This is a genomic window from Methanobrevibacter sp., from assembly GCF_017432245.1.
Lineage (GTDB): Archaea > Methanobacteriota > Methanobacteria > Methanobacteriales > Methanobacteriaceae > Methanobrevibacter.
On record NZ_JAFRJO010000034.1, the window covers coordinates 1 to 15,893 of the forward strand.

Below are 15,893 nucleotides of genomic sequence, written 5' to 3' on the forward strand. Positions count from 1 at the left end.
AATGGTTCTTCAGTAATTTTCCTTGAAATTCTTAAGTAATCTGGAAAATATGGAAATATTTGAAGGCGGTTGCTCTATTTCCTCTTTTTTAAACCATTTAGCTTTGGTGATTTCATTTTCATCCACCTTGATTTCACCAGACTTGTACTTGCAGATGCAACCAATCATCAATGAGTTTGGAAATGGCCAGGATTGGCTTCCGAAGTATTGGACATCTTCAACTTCAATTCCAACTTCTTCCATAACCTCTCTTTTAACTGCTTCCTCTACACTTTCTCCAGCTTCCAAGAATCCTGCAATCAATGCGTATCTTGGATATTCATGGTATGAGTGCCTTGCCATTAAAATCTTTTTGGTTGGTTTCCCATTTTCATCAAGATCTTCCTCATCTTCCTTGATGATTGTGGTAATTATTGCAGGGCATATCCTTGTAAATGATGTAAATCCACATTCAGGACAAACTTTAGCCATCTCCACATCAGAAGTGACTGTTTTTGCTCCACATCTTCCACAGTATTGGTGGTTGTTTTCCCAATCTATTATTTGAATTGCCCTTCCGCCAAGGTAATATGTCTCTTCGTTAATGTCAAAGACTTCGTAAAGATTGATGAATTTCAAATTGATCTCTTCATTCTCTTCCTTGAATCCATCAATGTCAAAGTCTTCAGACAGTTCAACTGCATAAGCGTCCTTAAGGTAAAATTCTCCAAAGTAAATGCAGTTTTCAACGTCTTCTTCATTGATGTCAAGCTCTTTCAAGTCTTTTAGTAATGGAAGCTGATTATCAATCAATAGAAGTTCTCTGTTACTGAATATGAAATAAAACTTTTTATCAGTATCTTTAGGTTTAAGATTAATTTTATAATTATCATAAAGGCTTATGGATTCCTTTGTATCGTGTTGTGTTTTCATATTTTATAATATGTTATTTTAGTTTATATTTTTAATTATTGAGTCTCGATTTTTTTTAACAAATAGCTAAATATTTATATTTTTAATAAAAAAATTAATAGTACAAATTATTTAGGAATAAAATGATTATCAAATTAATCAATTTAATCAAATTATTATTTTTTGTGATTGTTATGAAACGAACTGCCTTAAAGATTGCTTACATTGGAACTCACTTTCATGGATTTCAAAGACAGCCTGATGTAAGAACCGTTGAAGAGGAATTGATTTATCATCTTAGAAAATTAGGATACATTGATGATTTGAAGGCTTCAAGGTTCAGGATAGCTGGAAGAACAGATGCAGGAGTTCACAGTCTTGGAAATGTAATAAGTTTCCAAAGCGAGAAGGAAGTTCGTGTCAATCAGATAAACAATAGCTTGCCTGATGACATTCAGATAATCGCTTGGGCACCGGTTAGATTCGGATTCAAGCCAAGATATGCTCAAATGAGATGGTATCGTTACATCCTCTTTGAGGAGGATTTGGATATTGATCTTTTAAGGCAGACTGCAGAGGTCTTTATGGGAACTCATAACTTCACTAATTTTACAAAAAGAAAGCAGAAAACAACTGAAAGAACAATTGAGGATATCAGAATATCCAGACCAACAATAGATGAGGATGGCAAGAATAAGAACAATAATTTCGCTCATTTGAACAAGACTTACAGTCCAATTTTTGTAGACATTTACGGTGAAAGCTTCTTATGGAATATGGTTCGTAAGATGATGAGAGTTTTCCTTGATGTCAATTATGGAAAAATGACTCTTGATGATGTAAGAAGATTGCTTGATCCAAAAAAAGATGAGCCAAGGGCATACATTAAGGTTGTAGAGCCGGAAAATCTAATTTTAATGGATATTGAATATGATGGAATCAGATTCAGATATGATGACTATGCATGCGAGAGATTCAGAAGATATCTGGTAGATAATCTCTTTGATTTGCAAAAGACTTATTCCGTTACAGAATCCATGTTAAACTGTTTGGATGATTTAAAATAAGTGAAATATATATATATAAATTTATATGTTAGTTTAAATAAACTATTTTTAAAGAATTATTGAATTCTTAATAATTATGGAGGTTAACAATATGATTAAAGCTATTATTTGTGCTATTTTATCTTTCATCATCCCAGGTTTAGGTCAAGTTATTGCTGGAGATTTAAAGAAAGGTATTATATTATTCGTACTTGCATTAATAATGGGTTTCTTAGCTGCAATTGTATTTAAAGAATGGCTTGTAGGTATTATTAACTTACTTATCTCAATTTATGCAGCATATGATGCTTATGTTATGGCAAGTGAATAAATAAATTATTTTAAATAATTTTTTTATTCTTTTTTTACTCTTTTTTTCTATAATTTTATCAATTTTTACTCTTTTTTTCAAAAATCTATTTATATTAGTTTAAATAAACTAAATTTGAAGAATTTCTATTCTTCATTAATTATGGAGGAAAAAATATGGAAACAAAAACAATCATTGCATTAGTAATTTCATTTATTTTCACCGGATTAGGTATTGCATACTTAGGCGATATTAAGAAAGGTGTAGGATTATTTGTAATTGGTGTTATTTGTAATCTTTTAGGTATGTATGTATGGAGAATATTTAATTACATTGCACTTATCGTATGGATTGCAGCATTATACTTAACCTATAAAGAAGCTCAAGCAATCGAATAAGCCGATTATCTTAGAAAAGATTAATTTAATCTATTTTTATTATTTTTTTTATTATTTTTATTTTTCACTTACTTTTTTTAACCCTTTTTATTATTCCAAATTATCATGATTTTCTTTCATTTTATCTAAAATAAGCTTCATTGACTTCTTCTCAGATTCATTCCCCACCTTTTGGCAAACCCTATTCAGCTCTTTCATATGGGTCCAGATTTCCTTTTGAATGTCTTTGTATTTGTGGTCGAATCTGCAGTAATAGACAAGGCTTTCTATAACTGCATTCATGGCTCTATTAAGAGGAACAATCTCATTATTTTCGCTAATGTAAATGTCTTCAACTTCACAGGTGACTACATTTCCTTTTCCATCGTTATAATCGTTTTCCCTTTTCTTATCTATTGTCTTAATGACATGTGCCTTAAAGAATCCTAAAGAGTCTTTTATCATTGGAAAACCATTGAACTCTCTAAAATACTCTTTATCAAGTTCTCCAAGAGTTGAATATGTGAAAATAAGCGGATCTTTTATGATGTTTACAATCAGTTCTCCATTTTCCATGATGTTCAAGTGGGTATGAACGCAATTATCCAAATGAATGACAACATGATTTGAATCCTTGCAGATGACTCCAATTGGAGCTGCATTTTTGACATGTTCATTGCTTTGTGTGGTTACAATAGTTTCATAGAGCTGTCCCTTAAACATGTTTAATGATTCTAAGTTATCTGCCTTTTTATAGTGTTTATTGTTTATGATTAGTTCCGGGTTCATATTTGTCCTCAATAATTATTTAAATGTTTTAATTATATATTTTTTATTTTTTCATTTTCATTTTCATTTTTCATTTTTTAATTTTTAAAGATTAATTAAACTATATATTATTTGAAGAACATAAGTTTATATAATGTAAATTATTATAAAATTTATCAAATCATAAACTGAAATTATCAACTAACTAAGGATGTTTAAAAATGAAAATAGCTATTGTACTTGGAACAAGACCCGAAATAATCAAAATGGCTTCTGTTATGGATGAGATTGAAAAGAGAGGCCATGAACTATTATTGATTCATACTGGTCAGCATTATGATAAGGAAATGTCTGAAAATTTCTTCATTGACTTGAAATTGCCTACCCCTGACTATAATATCCATGTTGGATCAGGTTCACATGGAAAGCAGACAGGTAAAATGATGGAAGGGATTGAAGAGGTTCTCTTAGATGAAAAACCGGACATCTTGCTTGTGCAGGGAGATACAAATGCAGTTCTTGCTGGTGCGCTTGTTGCAAGCAAATTGCATATTCCAGTAGGTCATGTTGAAGCTGGCCTTCGTTCTTTTGATGAGACAATGCCTGAAGAAATCAACAGGCTTGCAGCAGACATCTGTTCCAAATTATACTTTGTTCCAACTGAAGAATCAGCTATTAACCTTGCCATGGAAGGAATCTCAAGAAAAAGAATCTTCATAACTGGTAACACTGTTGTGGATGCATGCTTTAGAAACCTTGAAATATCCAAAAACAGAGAAAAAGATGAATACGATGAAGGTCTTGCAGAGCTTGATATTGACAATATGGAAAACATCCTTACCCTAACAATGCATAGGGCAGAAACAGTTGATGATAAGGAAAGATTAACTAATATCATAGAAGCTTTAGAGGAACTTGATGACATGAACATCATCTTTCCAATTCATCCAAGAACCAAGAAGACAATGGAGAACTTCGGTCTCTTTGACAGGTTAAACGACCTTTCTCATGTTCATATCATTAAGCCAGTGGGCTATCTTGATTTCCTCCTTCTAATTTCAAAATCCACAATTATCCTAACAGATTCTGGAGGACTTCAAGAGGAAGCGATCACTCTTGATGTGCCTGCACTTACCCTAAGATATAATACTGAAAGGCCTGAAACCGTAACTGCTGGAGGAAACATTCTTGTAGGTTCTGATAAGGAAGTCATACTTGAGAATGCAAGAAGGATATTGGATGATGATGAGTTTGCAAATAAGATGAAATCCGCTAAAAACCCATATGGGATGGGAAATGCAGCCGAGCTAATGATTAAAATAATTGAAGATGCAAATAAAAATGATAATTTGAAAATGGAAGCTCCTGATGAAGTGATGTCAAGCTTTACAAGAAAGATGAAATTCATTGAGGAAGATATGTGTGTAGCTGAATTTGAGGACAAGAACAGTTCATTGATTAAGATTGTTTTTGATGGAGAGGAAATCAAATTCCCATACGATGATTTGAATTTGAATGGTTTAACAATTATCTATGAAGATTATGCTAATTAAGGTGGCAATATGCTCGATTTAAAGGATGTTAATGATGATTCAATTTTAGTATTTGAATACTTTACAGCTTCAGGAGTGGAAGATTTATCAATTGTCTCTGAAGCTGTAGAACTTATAAGGTCTCTTGTAAGTGATTTAAAGGATGAAGACATTTATGTTTTGCTTGCAAAACAGTTTGAAAACATTTTTGATGACTTTGACTTTGATGTAAAAACTGTGGTCATTGAAGAGTCTCTTGAAGATTGGCTTGAAAGGGAAGCTTATGTGTTTGATAGGGCCATGTTCATTGCAGCTGAAAATGACAATAACCTATACAATTTAACCAAATTGCTTGAATCTAAGCGAATAAAGGTTTACGGCAGTGACCATTTTGCAGTGAAGCTTGCATCTGACAAGTATGAAACCTTTGATTATCTGTCAAATAGGATACCTCAACCAATGACATACAACATTCTCTTGAATAAAAAGACTTATTGGAAAAGGGCTATCCAAATCTTCTTCGACACAATCAATGGGGATTATGGGGATGGAAGCAATGATAATGCAGTGCCTATAATGCAAAAACCTAAAGACATTCCAGTTTTGGACAATTCAGATAGGGATGTGGTTAAAGAGAACAAACTCATTGCAAAGCCACGTTTTGGAGTGGATTGTGATGACATTAAGATAATTGCCTCTAAAAGGGATATTGATGATTTGGAGGAAATCTATGGTGATGGTTCAAGATTCATTGTTCAGCCATTCATTGAAGGTGATGTTTGCAGTGTTTGCCTAATCAGTGACGGTAAGGAAGCCCTTCCTATAAGCTTAAATAAGCAAATAGTTAAAATTGATGAGAATGGAGGGGAATATCTTGGAGGATATGTTCCTTATGAGCATCCTTTGAAGGAAAAAGTCTTTAAGTATGCAAAATTGGCTTGCGAATATGTTCCTGGGCTCAAAGGTTTTATAGGTATTGATTTCATAATTGAAGATGAATACATTTATCTTTTGGAGATTAACTCCAGATTCACCACTTCCTATGTGGGGCTTCAAAAAATCATAAATATCAATATAGCTAAAACAATCATTGATTTGATTGATAAGAAAATAAGTGTTGATGATATTGGTGAAATTAATTACAGTTCAAAAGCAAGTTTTTATAAGAATGATGAGGGAATCTTAGAAATTAAATTAGGGGAATAATTATACTTTTTTGGTGATAATGTGAAAGTAGCAGGTTTTGATATCGGTGGTGCAAACACTGATTTGGCAATTGTGGAATATGAAAATGGTGAAATAAAGGATATTCAAACTGTATTTGAATACTTGCCTATGTGGTCTCAAAATGAAAGATTGGGAAATGTCTTATACGATTTGATAGAAAAGATCTGTCCAGTTGATGAGATCGATGCTGTAGGAATTTCAATGACTGCAGAATTAGTGGATGCATTTGAAACAAAGGCACAAGGGGTCTTGGATATTGCAACCACCTGTGAAAAGCTCTTTGACTGTCCGGTTGCATACATTGGTACAGATAAGGTATTGTCACTTGCTGAGCTTATTGCAAACCCTATTGAGGTTGCAGCTGCAAACTGGATTGCCACTTCACATATTGTTGCTGAAATTGAAAAGGATTGCATTTTTGTAGACACTGGAAGCACAACAACAGATATCATTCCAATCAAGGATGGAAAGGAATGTGCAAAGGGCAGAACCGATTTTGAAAGGTCTGCCACTGGTGAGCTTGTCTACACAGGAACATTAAGAACCAATTTGACAAGCTTTGTTGACTCAATCCCATTCAATGGAGAAAACTATAGGGTTGCTTCTGAACTCTTTGCAATCACTGCAGATGTCTACAATGTCCTTGATTTAATAAAAGATGAGGATTATGTATGTGCCACCTGTGATGGTGCAGGAAAATCAAAGGAGGAATCTGCAAGAAGAATTTCAAGAGTTGTTTGTGCAGATTTAGATATATTGTCAATGGATGACATTAAGGAAATGGCTGATTACATTCACAAGGAACAAGTCAAGCAAATAGCTGCAGGTCTTAAGGAAGTCTCAGAAAGAGAAGGATTGGATAAGGTTATTGTAACAGGTCTTGGAAAGGACATCTTATGTGCAGAAGCAGCTAAACTCTTAGGTCTTGATGTTAAGTCTATGGGTGACTTTTACAGTGATGATGAATGTACCGTCGCTCCAGCTATTGGTACTGCAATCATGATGAAAAACTATTTGAATTAACATATTTAGATTATTTTTTTAGATTAAATTCTTTAGATGTCTATTTATTGTAACTTTCATTTGGGATATTATGGGTAAAAAGATTAAGATTATCATAATTAGCTTGATAATTATCATTGCAGCTATTTTAGGATTTTTCATTTTAACTGAAGGCAGCAATGAAATTATAGGCGAGGATAATTTAGGGAGTGTAAGCAAGGTTAACTATACTCATTCAGAGGATACCTCTGTGAAAATTGCAGTTATTTCAGGTATGCATTCCAGAGAAAAACTGCATAAGCTCATTCTTCCTCTAGTTTGCAGAGCCTTTGCATTTTCTCATAGCGATGTGGAAGTCATAAACTATCATGTTAAGGTGACAGATTCTCCAGAAGACTTCAATAAAGGTAGAGCCAATGGAGAGTCTCTTGTTCATGATTATGTTGTCAGCGATGTAGCTAAGTTGGATCCTGATTTGGTCATTATAGGTCATGACCATGAGCCTGGCTATGGTGAAGGATATTATATAGCAACCCCTACAATGGATAACGCATCTGTAGATTTGGCTGAAGAGGTCACTGGTGATATTGGATTTAATTATTATAAGAGAAATAAGACAAGACCTTCAAAAAGCACTTCAATCAAAAGGGTAGATACTCCTTTAGTCAATACTGGAACCCTTGTATTTGTTTATGAAATCCCAGAAACAGATTCAAAAACCATTGCATTCATTGAATCCTATAGGTTGTTGGATGCTTCTTATAATCGTCTGCTTAATCAATGAGTGGAATGATTTTTATCTCTCTTTAAAAACTTACCCATAAGTTTATATACTTAAATTTATTAATAATTAAAAATATAGTTTTAAATGAAGATAATTAATTCAAATTATGATTATTTACATTAAAGCAATGAATTGAATTTATTTTGAGGCAAATGATGGAAATTGAAATTTTTAAATTACTGATAGCTATTGCAGGTGCAATTTATTTTATGCTCCCTGCTTATGTTGCTAACCTTAGCGGTCTTGCATTTGGTGGAGGAACACCAGTTGATGGCGGAAAGGAATGCAAGGATGGGCGTAGGCTTATTGGTAATGGTGTAACTTGGAAAGGCTGTCTAAACGGTACCATTATTGGAACCCTTGTTGGTGTAGTCTTAGGAATTATAGGTACCTTTTATGGAGATTTAAGTGTCTTAACTGGCGGAGTAATAGATCTCCCTGTATATGGCAGCATAACTGGCGGTTTGATTTTAGGATTCTTGATGGCTTTTGGTGCATTGTTAGGTGATGCAGTTGGAAGTTTCATAAAAAGAAGAATAGGCCTTCAAAGCGGTGAGCCAGCTCCTATAATGGACCAATTGGATTTCGTAGTAGGTGCATTGGTATTAAGTTTATTAGTCGTTAAGATCAGCTGGGAATTTTTCATCATCGTTGCTGTTTTAACTCTTATTTTGCATTTAGGCTCTAATATGATTGCTTATTTGCTTGGAATTAAGGATGTTTGGTATTAGTTCTGCATTGGTCCTTTTTTCTTTTTTTTATTTTTTTTATTTATTCTATTTTTTCTTAGTCTTTTTTTAGTTATTCTATTTTTTCTTAGTCTTTTTTTTATTTATTCTATTTTTTCTTAGTCTTTTTTTAATGATTTATTTTATTTTTAATTTATTCATCATCAAAAATGTCAACTAATGGCTTTTGCTCATTTGTTTTAATGATTGGAGTTTCCTCTCTTTTTTTACCTTTATCGTCTCGTTTTTTAAATCTCCAACCATATTCCTTAAGCTCTTTTTCACGAACCCCATATTTGTTCGCTACCCATCTTAAACCATGCTCTTCAACTTCCGCTTTGACATCTTCTGGATCATTGAATGATATTGGGTCTATGCTTTCATAATATTCAAGGACTTTTAAAATTCTGTTGTTAGGTATATTATTTGCTTTAATCCATTCACTTAATTTCATGCAATGCACCTTAATTCTTATTGAAAATTGTTTCTTAATAATATTTTATTGAAACTAATTTATAAAACTATTATATGCATTTCCTATTTATCCCATCATTTTATTATTTTATCATTTCTTTTTGTATTTTATATATTAAGTTTAAATATTAAAAGGAATAAATTAAATATATTATGTGATGTTAGTTCTTAAAAGCTTTATTTAGTTTACTTTATCAAATTAACTTATCAAATTTCTTTTTTAATGAACTATCAATTAATGATTATATTACTTTGATTATACAGATTTAAAAATCAATTGTGGTGAAAATATGCATATTAAAAATACAACTAGTTTATGTCCTAAATGCCTTAAGCCTTTAGAAGCTGAGGTTTATGAAGAGGATGGAAGAGTCTGGATTAAAAAAGAATGTCCAGAACATGGGGAATTTAATAATACTTATTGGAGTGATGCAGAGTTATATAACAGAATAGATCAAGTTGACTCAATCACTCAAGACTTAGAGAATCCTATGGTGGAAAAAGTTGCAAAATGTCCTTCAAATTGTGGTATCTGTTCAGAACATGAATCTTACACAGTTTTAGGATTAATCGATGTAACAAACAGATGCAATTTAAAATGTCCTATCTGTTTTGCAAATGCAGCAACTTCCAAAAAATTATTCGAGCCTACTCAAGATGAAATCCGTCAAATGCTCAAGAATTTAAGAAATGAAAAGCCTGTTCCTGCTCCAGCTATTCAATATGCTGGTGGTGAACCTACTGTAAGAAAGGATTTGCCAGATTTAATTAGAATGGCTAGAGAAGAAGGATTTAATCATACTCAAATAGCTACCAATGGTATAAGAATAGCTAAAAAAGAAGGTTATGCTCAAGAATTAAAAGATGCGGGATTAAACACTGTTTACTTGCAATTTGATGGTGTAACTGAAGAGCCTTATTTAATAGCAAGAAGCAAAAACCTATTGGATGTTAAATTGGAAGCTATTGAAAAATGTAGGGAAGCTGGTTTAGGTGTTGTAATTGTACCTACCGTTGTAAAAGGTGTTAATGACCAGCAAGTCGGAGACATTATCAGATTTGCTATTGAAAACATTGATATCGTTCATGGTGTCAATTTCCAACCTGTATCCTTCTCTGGAAGAACTCCATCTGACCAAGTTGAAGAGCAAAGAATCACTATTCCTGACTTCTTGAAATTGGTTGATGAACAAACTGAAGGTCAAATCTCCAAAGATGATTTCTATTCAGCTACCTCTGTTCAACCAGTATCTGAATTTATCGGAGCTTTAAGAAATGAAGAACCTCCAGTAACCTTAAACTGTCACCAGCACTGTGGTTCAGCTACTTACATATTTATTGAAGATGGTAAGATCATTCCTATCACAAGATTCATTGATATTGATAAGTTCTTAGCATTCCTTAACAAATATACTGAAAAATTAGAAACTGGTTCATTTGCGATTAAGTCCAGAATTTTCGCAAGTGCTGCTAAAAACTTCAATAAAATCTTCAAGGAAGAAGAAGCACCAGCTGGATTGGATATGAAAAAAATCATTTTTGATATCTTTAAAGATCAATCTTATGATGCTTTAGGTGAATTCCACGTAAATTCATTGCTCATTTCATGTATGCATTTCATGGACCCATTCAACTTCGACACTGATAGGGTAAAAGACTGTGTTATTCACTATGCAGTGCCTGATGGAAGAGTCATTCCATTCTGTACCATGAACTCCATTTACAGACAAGGCATTGAAGATGAATTCTCAGTTCCATTAAATCAGAAAATGACTGAATTCAATGATAAAACTGGAAAAGAAGAGGAAGATGAAGATTAGATAATCTTCATTATTTTTCAACTTTTTTCTATTTTTTTATTTTCTTTCTATTGTTTTTAATTTTTAATTTTTAGTCTTTTTTCTATTTTTTTCTTGTATTCTTTTCTAAATTTATCTAATTTTTATAAAAATTTTTCAATAAGTTTATATAATAAAATTAATATATTAGTATTGAAATATTTAAGTTTGTTAAATATTGTAATTTAATTAAAATTATAAGATTTGAAAATGGATTAAATTGGATAAATTGAAATTTTTTATCTTTTCCATTTATTAAATTATTATAAAATGGTCGTGAAATTATGATTATTAGAGCACCTTCAAGATTACACATGTCTCTTATTGACATGAATGGGTCTTATAAGAGAATTGATGGTGGTATAGGTCTTGCACTTAGCGATCCACAATTTGTTTTACAAAGTGAAGAAACCAATGAAAAAGGATATACTTTAGAATTTGCTGATGATATTAGAGAAGATTCCAGAGAGGAATGTATGGAAAAGATTCCAGCTGCTGCAGAAAAAATTGCAAAGCTTTGTGATATTGAATCTGGATTCCATTTTAAAGTTTTAGAAGCTTACCGTCCACACTCCGGATTAGGTTCTGGTACTCAAATTGCAGTTTGTACCGCTCACTTGATGACTGAAACTGCAGGACTTAAATTTTCAAGCAGAGAATTAAGTACTATGGTTGGTAGAGGAGGAACCTCTGGTATTGGTACTTTTGCACATGATTTAGGTGGATTTATTGTTGATGGAGGTCACAGCTTAGAAGAGAAGCCTGGATTCTTGCCATCTTCTGCATCCAAAGCAAAACCTGCTACATTGATTGCAAGATATGAGTTCCCTGAAGAATGGAACATCTTGCTCGCAATGCCTGAAGTGGAGGAAACCATGCATGATCAAGCTGAAGTCAATGTTTTCCAAACATACTGCCCTCTTCCAAAAACTGAAGTGGAACAGGTTTCCCATTTAATTTTAATGAACTTGCTTCCTGCATTAGTTGAGAAGGATATTGTTAACTTTGGATGGTCAATCAAGGAACTTCAAAAAGTTGGTTTCAATAAGCTTGAACACAGTTTAGACCCACATTACTTACCTGCTATGGAAGCGATGGATGCTGCAGGGGCTTATGGTACAGGTATCAGTTCTTTCGGCCCTACCTTATACACTGTCTTTGATGAAAACAATAAGGATATTGTCAAAGCGGCAGAAGAGATAGTTGGGGAAAACCGTGTAAGGGTAACCAAAGCACAAAACCACGGTTATGTAATTGAAAAATAGTTATATGTATAACTATTTTTATTAATTTTTTATAAATTATTTAAATTACTTTTTTGAATTTTATTAAAATTTTATATATGTAGTGAATACTATGGCTGAAATTAAAGGAAAGGTTTGGAATTTTGGAGATAACATTGACACTGATGTCATCATTCCTGGAAGATATTTAAGAACATTCAATCCAAAGGATTTAGCAGAACATGTTCTTGAAGGAGAAAGAGCGGATTTCACCAAAAATGTAAAGCAAGGTGACTTGATACTTGCTGGTGAAAACTTCGGTTGCGGTTCTTCAAGGGAACAGGCTCCAGTAGCTATCAAGGCAGCAGGAGTTGAAGCGATTATTGCAAAATCATTTGCACGTATCTTCTATAGGAATGCAATCAACATTGGTCTTCCAGTTGTGGTTGCAGACATTGAAGCGGATGATGGCGATATAGTATCTGTTGATTTGGAGAAGGGAATCATTGTCAATGAAACCAAAAACATTGAAGTTGAATTCCAAGCTTTTGAAGAATTCATGATAAATATATTGTCTGATGGTGGTCTAGTTAAACATTATTTAAAAGAAAAAGAATAAGTTTAATCTAATTGATTAGATCTTTGTTTAAAATAGTATTGTTATAGTAAACTATATCTTAAATTAATTAAACTTTTAGTTTAAAGGCTATCATTTGAAATATATTTTTTCTTTTATTTTTTTAGTAGATTATTTCTAAAAATTTTATGTTTTTTCATATATTTTCAAATGATTTTTTAAGATTAACTTATAATCAATACATAAGTTTATAATTAACTTATTCTATAATATTATAATAATCAATTAAATTTATTAATTAAAATTAATGACATAGCTATTTTTAATTATTTTTTTAATTTTTCAAGATATGGAAAATTAATATGTTTTAATTTATTATTTTTATTGAGATTTCAAATTTAGATTGATTTTTAGCTATGTATATGTTTAATGATGTATGAAAGATAGTGAGGTGAAAATATGGTTTGTCCAGTTTGCGGGTCTGATGAAGCAGTCATTTTAAAGAATAAGCTTATCAAGGGCAAAAATAAGGAAATCAGAGAATTCCTATTGAAATGTGATGAATGTGGATCTGTTTATAATGAAAGAATTTCCCAGGATAACCCAAAACCATTTAGATTAATCATTAGTGAGCATGAAGATACTCATAAGATATTCATTGACTTATTCCCTGATGAACAGCTTGCAGTTGGGGATTTCCTAATGTCCGAGCTTGGGAAAGTGAAAATCACTTCCTTAGAGCTTGAAGGAGAAAAGAGAGTTAAGAAAGCTATTGCAAGTGATGTCAAAACCATTTGGGCATCATCTGAAGAGATTCCTGCGCGTTTTGGTGTTTCAATAGACTTGCATGGAAAAGTCGCTTCTTTCAAATGTGAAACAGAACGTGACTTCAAGATAGCTGTTGATGATATTCTAAAAATTGATAAGTATATTGCAAGAGTTCATGTAATCAAGACTGAAGAGAGAAAAACCACTAAAGGTTATGCTAAGGCAAGAGTCATTAAAAGGGTTTATGCAAAGCCTGTCAAGTTCAATCATTATGATTATGACTTGACCAAATTCATTGTTCAGGCAAAGCCTTTGAATAAACATAAAAGTTAATTAAACAATTTAAAATCTTCAATTGGGATTATATTTCAATCCCAAATATCTATTTTTATTTTTAGAGGATAATATGAAAGTATTTATAGAAACTTATGGATGCACATTCAATCAAGCAGATTCTGAAATCATGGCAGGTATCTTAAATGCCAATTCAATTGATATTGTAGACAATCAAGAGGAAGCGGATGCAATTATCGTCAATACTTGTTATGTAAAGTTGCCTACTGAAAGCAAGGTGATAAATAGAATCAAAAAGCTTCAAGATGAATTTCCGGATAAGGAAATCATTGTTGCAGGATGTATGGTTGAAGTGGATCCTAAAAAGCTTGATGCAATTGGACCTAACTGCTCTTGGATTGGCCCTCACCAATTGAACAAGACTGCTGATGTTGTCAAGTCAGCTATTGGAGGGGAAGTTACCCGGGAGTTTGGCTTTTCAGATGAGCCTAAGGTTTGTGTTCCTAAGATACGTCAAGACCCATATGTTCATGTTATCCAGATATGTGAAGGTTGCTTAGGCTCCTGCAGTTACTGCTGCACTCGCTTTGCAAGAGGACATCTGAACAGTTATCCTATTGCAGATATTGTAATGGAAGCTAAACAAGCTATTGAAGATGGTTGTGTTGAAATTGAACTTACCGCTCAAGACACTTCTGCATTTGGAAAGGATACTGGCGAAAGGCTATCTGACTTGATTAAGGAAGTGGCTAGTTTAGATGGTGACTTTAAAGTGCGTGTTGGAATGATGCATCCTAAAAACATAGGAAATGACCTTGATGATTTAATTGATGCATTTAAGTTGGAGAAGGTATATAAATTCCTACATTTGCCTATTCAATCTGGCAGTGATGCAGTCTTGAAGCATATGAGAAGGAATCATACGGTTGAGGATTACAAGAAAATTGTCTATAGGTTCAAGGAAGAAATTCCAAACCTTACATTAGCTACAGATATCATTATAGGCTATCCTACAGAAACCGAAGAGGACTTTTTGATGACTGCAGACTTGATTGAAGAGATTAAATTCAATCTGATTCATTTATCCAAGTATCAGCATAGGGAAGGTGCAAGTTCATCTGATCTTCCAAATATTCCATTTGAAGACATGAAGAGAAGATCTAAAATTCTCTCCGATATTAAATTTGGAATAATTGAAGAGGAAAACAAATTCCTTAAAGATAAGGAATTAACTGCATTGGTTGTTGGTGAAGGTTCCAAAGGAGGTTTCATTGCAAAAACTGATTCCTATATTCCAGTGGTTGTTCAGGATGTTGAATTAGGTGAATTCATTAAGGTTCATATTGATGAGACAACTGGCACTTATTTGATTGGCCATAAGATCTAATTTTTTTTATTCTTTTATTTTTTTCTTATTTTCCTTTTATGAAATCATGTATACTTCAATTATTTTTTTAAGGATTTTTTTCTAATTGCCATTGTTTTTAGACGAAAATTTTCATTATTTTCTTATTTAAAAAATTATTAGAAAATTTAGATAAAAAACTCTTTTAAAATTGACTATTTTTTGAAATAACTCTTAATTTATCTTGTATTTTTATTTTAAAGACTAATTTATCTTTTATTTTCCTTTTAAAGAAAAATTTCTTTCTTTGCCTTTTTTAAAGACTATTTGTTATTTATTTGATAAAATAAAGATGTATGATTATTTATTTAAAGATTTAAGAGTTTTTAAAAGGTTTAATTTTTAAGAGTTCTATGGCTTTAAAATATCCATTTTTCATATATTTCTTATTAAATTTTTTTAATTAGTTTTAATATTTCTCATTATTAAAAAATCTATATTTTTATACCTATTTTTTGGATAATAAGTGTTTTAATGGCCTTAAAAAAGCAAAACATTTATATACTAGGTAAAACACACTTTCAATTGGAGGTGAAAATATGAGTGAATTACCAATCGCACCTGTCGGTCGTATCTTAAAAAATGCTGGCGCACAAAGAATTAGTGATGATGCAAAAGTTGCATTAGCTGAAGCTCTTGAAGAAAAAGG

General features: G+C 32.2%; 17 protein-coding genes. 14 read left to right on the forward strand and 3 right to left on the reverse strand.

Going from position 1 to position 15,893, the window contains the following annotated elements:
• Positions 1-9: 9 nt before the first annotated feature.
• Positions 10-912 carry an NAD(+) diphosphatase gene (gene nudC, locus IJI80_RS02995; protein WP_292787524.1) on the reverse strand — a complete coding sequence of 301 codons (903 nt, stop codon included), beginning with the start codon at positions 910-912 and terminating at the stop codon, positions 10-12.
• Between the two features lie 173 nt (positions 913-1,085).
• Between nudC and truA the strand changes: the two genes are divergently transcribed.
• From truA to IJI80_RS03010, 3 genes are all read left to right on the forward strand, one after another.
• Positions 1,086-1,958 (forward strand): tRNA pseudouridine(38-40) synthase TruA, encoded by an 873-nt coding sequence (truA, locus tag IJI80_RS03000; RefSeq protein WP_292787526.1) that lies wholly within the window; start codon positions 1,086-1,088, stop codon positions 1,956-1,958.
• A gap of 76 nt (positions 1,959-2,034) precedes the next feature.
• The gene (locus tag IJI80_RS03005) at positions 2,035-2,268 is read left to right on the forward strand and encodes a hypothetical protein (RefSeq protein ID WP_292787528.1); all 234 of its coding nucleotides are present in this window, start codon (positions 2,035-2,037) and stop codon (positions 2,266-2,268) included.
• 155 nt (positions 2,269-2,423) lie between these two features.
• On the forward strand, positions 2,424-2,645 hold the full coding sequence (locus tag IJI80_RS03010; RefSeq protein ID WP_292787530.1) for a hypothetical protein: 222 nt from the start codon (positions 2,424-2,426) through the stop codon (positions 2,643-2,645).
• 90 nt (positions 2,646-2,735) lie between these two features.
• On the opposite strand, the gene IJI80_RS03015 is transcribed toward IJI80_RS03010, so the two are convergent.
• Positions 2,736-3,413 carry a DUF447 domain-containing protein gene (locus tag IJI80_RS03015; RefSeq protein ID WP_292787532.1) on the reverse strand — a complete coding sequence of 226 codons (678 nt, stop codon included), beginning with the start codon at positions 3,411-3,413 and terminating at the stop codon, positions 2,736-2,738.
• 200 nt (positions 3,414-3,613) lie between these two features.
• On the opposite strand from IJI80_RS03015, the gene wecB reads away from it, so the two are divergent.
• The 5 genes from wecB (at position 3,614) to IJI80_RS03040 (ending at position 8,668) form a co-directional block, all read left to right on the forward strand.
• Complete coding sequence (wecB, locus tag IJI80_RS03020) at positions 3,614-4,945, forward strand: UDP-N-acetylglucosamine 2-epimerase (non-hydrolyzing) (RefSeq protein WP_292787533.1); 1,332 nt, start codon at positions 3,614-3,616, stop codon at positions 4,943-4,945.
• Between the two features lie 9 nt (positions 4,946-4,954).
• Positions 4,955-6,130 carry an ATP-grasp domain-containing protein gene (locus IJI80_RS03025; protein ID WP_292787534.1) on the forward strand — a complete coding sequence of 392 codons (1,176 nt, stop codon included), beginning with the start codon at positions 4,955-4,957 and terminating at the stop codon, positions 6,128-6,130.
• 21 nt (positions 6,131-6,151) lie between these two features.
• Entirely contained in the window at positions 6,152-7,174 is a 1,023-nt protein-coding gene (locus IJI80_RS03030; RefSeq protein WP_292787536.1) for a hydantoinase/oxoprolinase family protein, read from the forward strand.
• 70 nt (positions 7,175-7,244) lie between these two features.
• Positions 7,245-7,937 carry a hypothetical protein gene (locus IJI80_RS03035; RefSeq protein ID WP_292787538.1) on the forward strand — a complete coding sequence of 231 codons (693 nt, stop codon included), beginning with the start codon at positions 7,245-7,247 and terminating at the stop codon, positions 7,935-7,937.
• A 155-nt stretch (positions 7,938-8,092) separates the two neighbouring features.
• The gene (locus IJI80_RS03040) at positions 8,093-8,668 is read left to right on the forward strand and encodes a CDP-2,3-bis-(O-geranylgeranyl)-sn-glycerol synthase (RefSeq protein WP_292787539.1); all 576 of its coding nucleotides are present in this window, start codon (positions 8,093-8,095) and stop codon (positions 8,666-8,668) included.
• A 151-nt stretch (positions 8,669-8,819) separates the two neighbouring features.
• Here IJI80_RS03040 and IJI80_RS03045 read toward each other — a convergent pair whose 3' ends face one another.
• Entirely contained in the window at positions 8,820-9,119 is a 300-nt protein-coding gene (locus tag IJI80_RS03045; RefSeq protein WP_292787540.1) for a hypothetical protein, read from the reverse strand.
• 310 nt (positions 9,120-9,429) lie between these two features.
• Here IJI80_RS03045 and tes point away from each other — a divergent pair, with 310 nt between their 5' ends.
• The 6 genes from tes to IJI80_RS03075 form a co-directional block, all read left to right on the forward strand.
• Positions 9,430-10,959, forward strand: a complete 1,530-nt coding sequence (gene tes / locus IJI80_RS03050; protein WP_292787541.1) for a tetraether lipid synthase Tes — start codon at positions 9,430-9,432, stop codon at positions 10,957-10,959.
• Positions 10,960-11,261: 302 nt separating this feature from the next.
• Positions 11,262-12,242, forward strand: coding sequence for a beta-ribofuranosylaminobenzene 5'-phosphate synthase (locus IJI80_RS03055; RefSeq protein ID WP_292787543.1), 981 nt, complete (start codon positions 11,262-11,264; stop codon positions 12,240-12,242).
• A gap of 91 nt (positions 12,243-12,333) precedes the next feature.
• Positions 12,334-12,819, forward strand: coding sequence for a homoaconitase small subunit (gene hacB / locus IJI80_RS03060; protein WP_292787545.1), 486 nt, complete (start codon positions 12,334-12,336; stop codon positions 12,817-12,819).
• 417 nt (positions 12,820-13,236) lie between these two features.
• Positions 13,237-13,878: an HVO_0476 family zinc finger protein gene (locus IJI80_RS03065; RefSeq protein WP_292787547.1), complete on the forward strand. Its 642-nt coding sequence runs from the start codon at positions 13,237-13,239 to the stop codon at positions 13,876-13,878.
• Between the two features lie 73 nt (positions 13,879-13,951).
• Complete coding sequence (locus IJI80_RS03070; protein WP_292787549.1) at positions 13,952-15,226, forward strand: tRNA (N(6)-L-threonylcarbamoyladenosine(37)-C(2))-methylthiotransferase; 1,275 nt, start codon at positions 13,952-13,954, stop codon at positions 15,224-15,226.
• A gap of 557 nt (positions 15,227-15,783) precedes the next feature.
• Positions 15,784-15,893, forward strand: a 110-nt coding sequence (locus tag IJI80_RS03075) for a histone-like protein (protein ID WP_292787551.1), incomplete at its 3' end; no start/stop codon positions are given.

Bases quoted from the DNA above. Each gene is read 5' to 3' on its own strand.
- IJI80_RS03035 (WP_292787538.1), top strand. From the start codon at position 7,245: ATGGGTAAAAAGATTAAGATTATCATAATTAGCTTGATAATTATCATT.
- IJI80_RS03055 (WP_292787543.1), top strand. From the start codon at position 11,262: ATGATTATTAGAGCACCTTCAAGATTACACATGTCTCTTATTGACATG.
- IJI80_RS03040 (WP_292787539.1), top strand. From the start codon at position 8,093: ATGGAAATTGAAATTTTTAAATTACTGATAGCTATTGCAGGTGCAATT.
- IJI80_RS03065 (WP_292787547.1), top strand. From the start codon at position 13,237: ATGGTTTGTCCAGTTTGCGGGTCTGATGAAGCAGTCATTTTAAAGAAT.
- IJI80_RS03010 (WP_292787530.1), top strand. From the start codon at position 2,424: ATGGAAACAAAAACAATCATTGCATTAGTAATTTCATTTATTTTCACC.
- nudC (WP_292787524.1), bottom strand. From the start codon at position 912: ATGAAAACACAACACGATACAAAGGAATCCATAAGCCTTTATGATAAT.
- tes (WP_292787541.1), top strand. From the start codon at position 9,430: ATGCATATTAAAAATACAACTAGTTTATGTCCTAAATGCCTTAAGCCT.
- hacB (WP_292787545.1), top strand. From the start codon at position 12,334: ATGGCTGAAATTAAAGGAAAGGTTTGGAATTTTGGAGATAACATTGAC.
- truA (WP_292787526.1), top strand. From the start codon at position 1,086: ATGAAACGAACTGCCTTAAAGATTGCTTACATTGGAACTCACTTTCAT.
- IJI80_RS03025 (WP_292787534.1), top strand. From the start codon at position 4,955: ATGCTCGATTTAAAGGATGTTAATGATGATTCAATTTTAGTATTTGAA.
- IJI80_RS03005 (WP_292787528.1), top strand. From the start codon at position 2,035: ATGGAGGTTAACAATATGATTAAAGCTATTATTTGTGCTATTTTATCT.
- IJI80_RS03015 (WP_292787532.1), bottom strand. From the start codon at position 3,413: ATGAACCCGGAACTAATCATAAACAATAAACACTATAAAAAGGCAGAT.
- IJI80_RS03070 (WP_292787549.1), top strand. From the start codon at position 13,952: ATGAAAGTATTTATAGAAACTTATGGATGCACATTCAATCAAGCAGAT.
- IJI80_RS03045 (WP_292787540.1), bottom strand. From the start codon at position 9,119: ATGAAATTAAGTGAATGGATTAAAGCAAATAATATACCTAACAACAGA.
- wecB (WP_292787533.1), top strand. From the start codon at position 3,614: ATGAAAATAGCTATTGTACTTGGAACAAGACCCGAAATAATCAAAATG.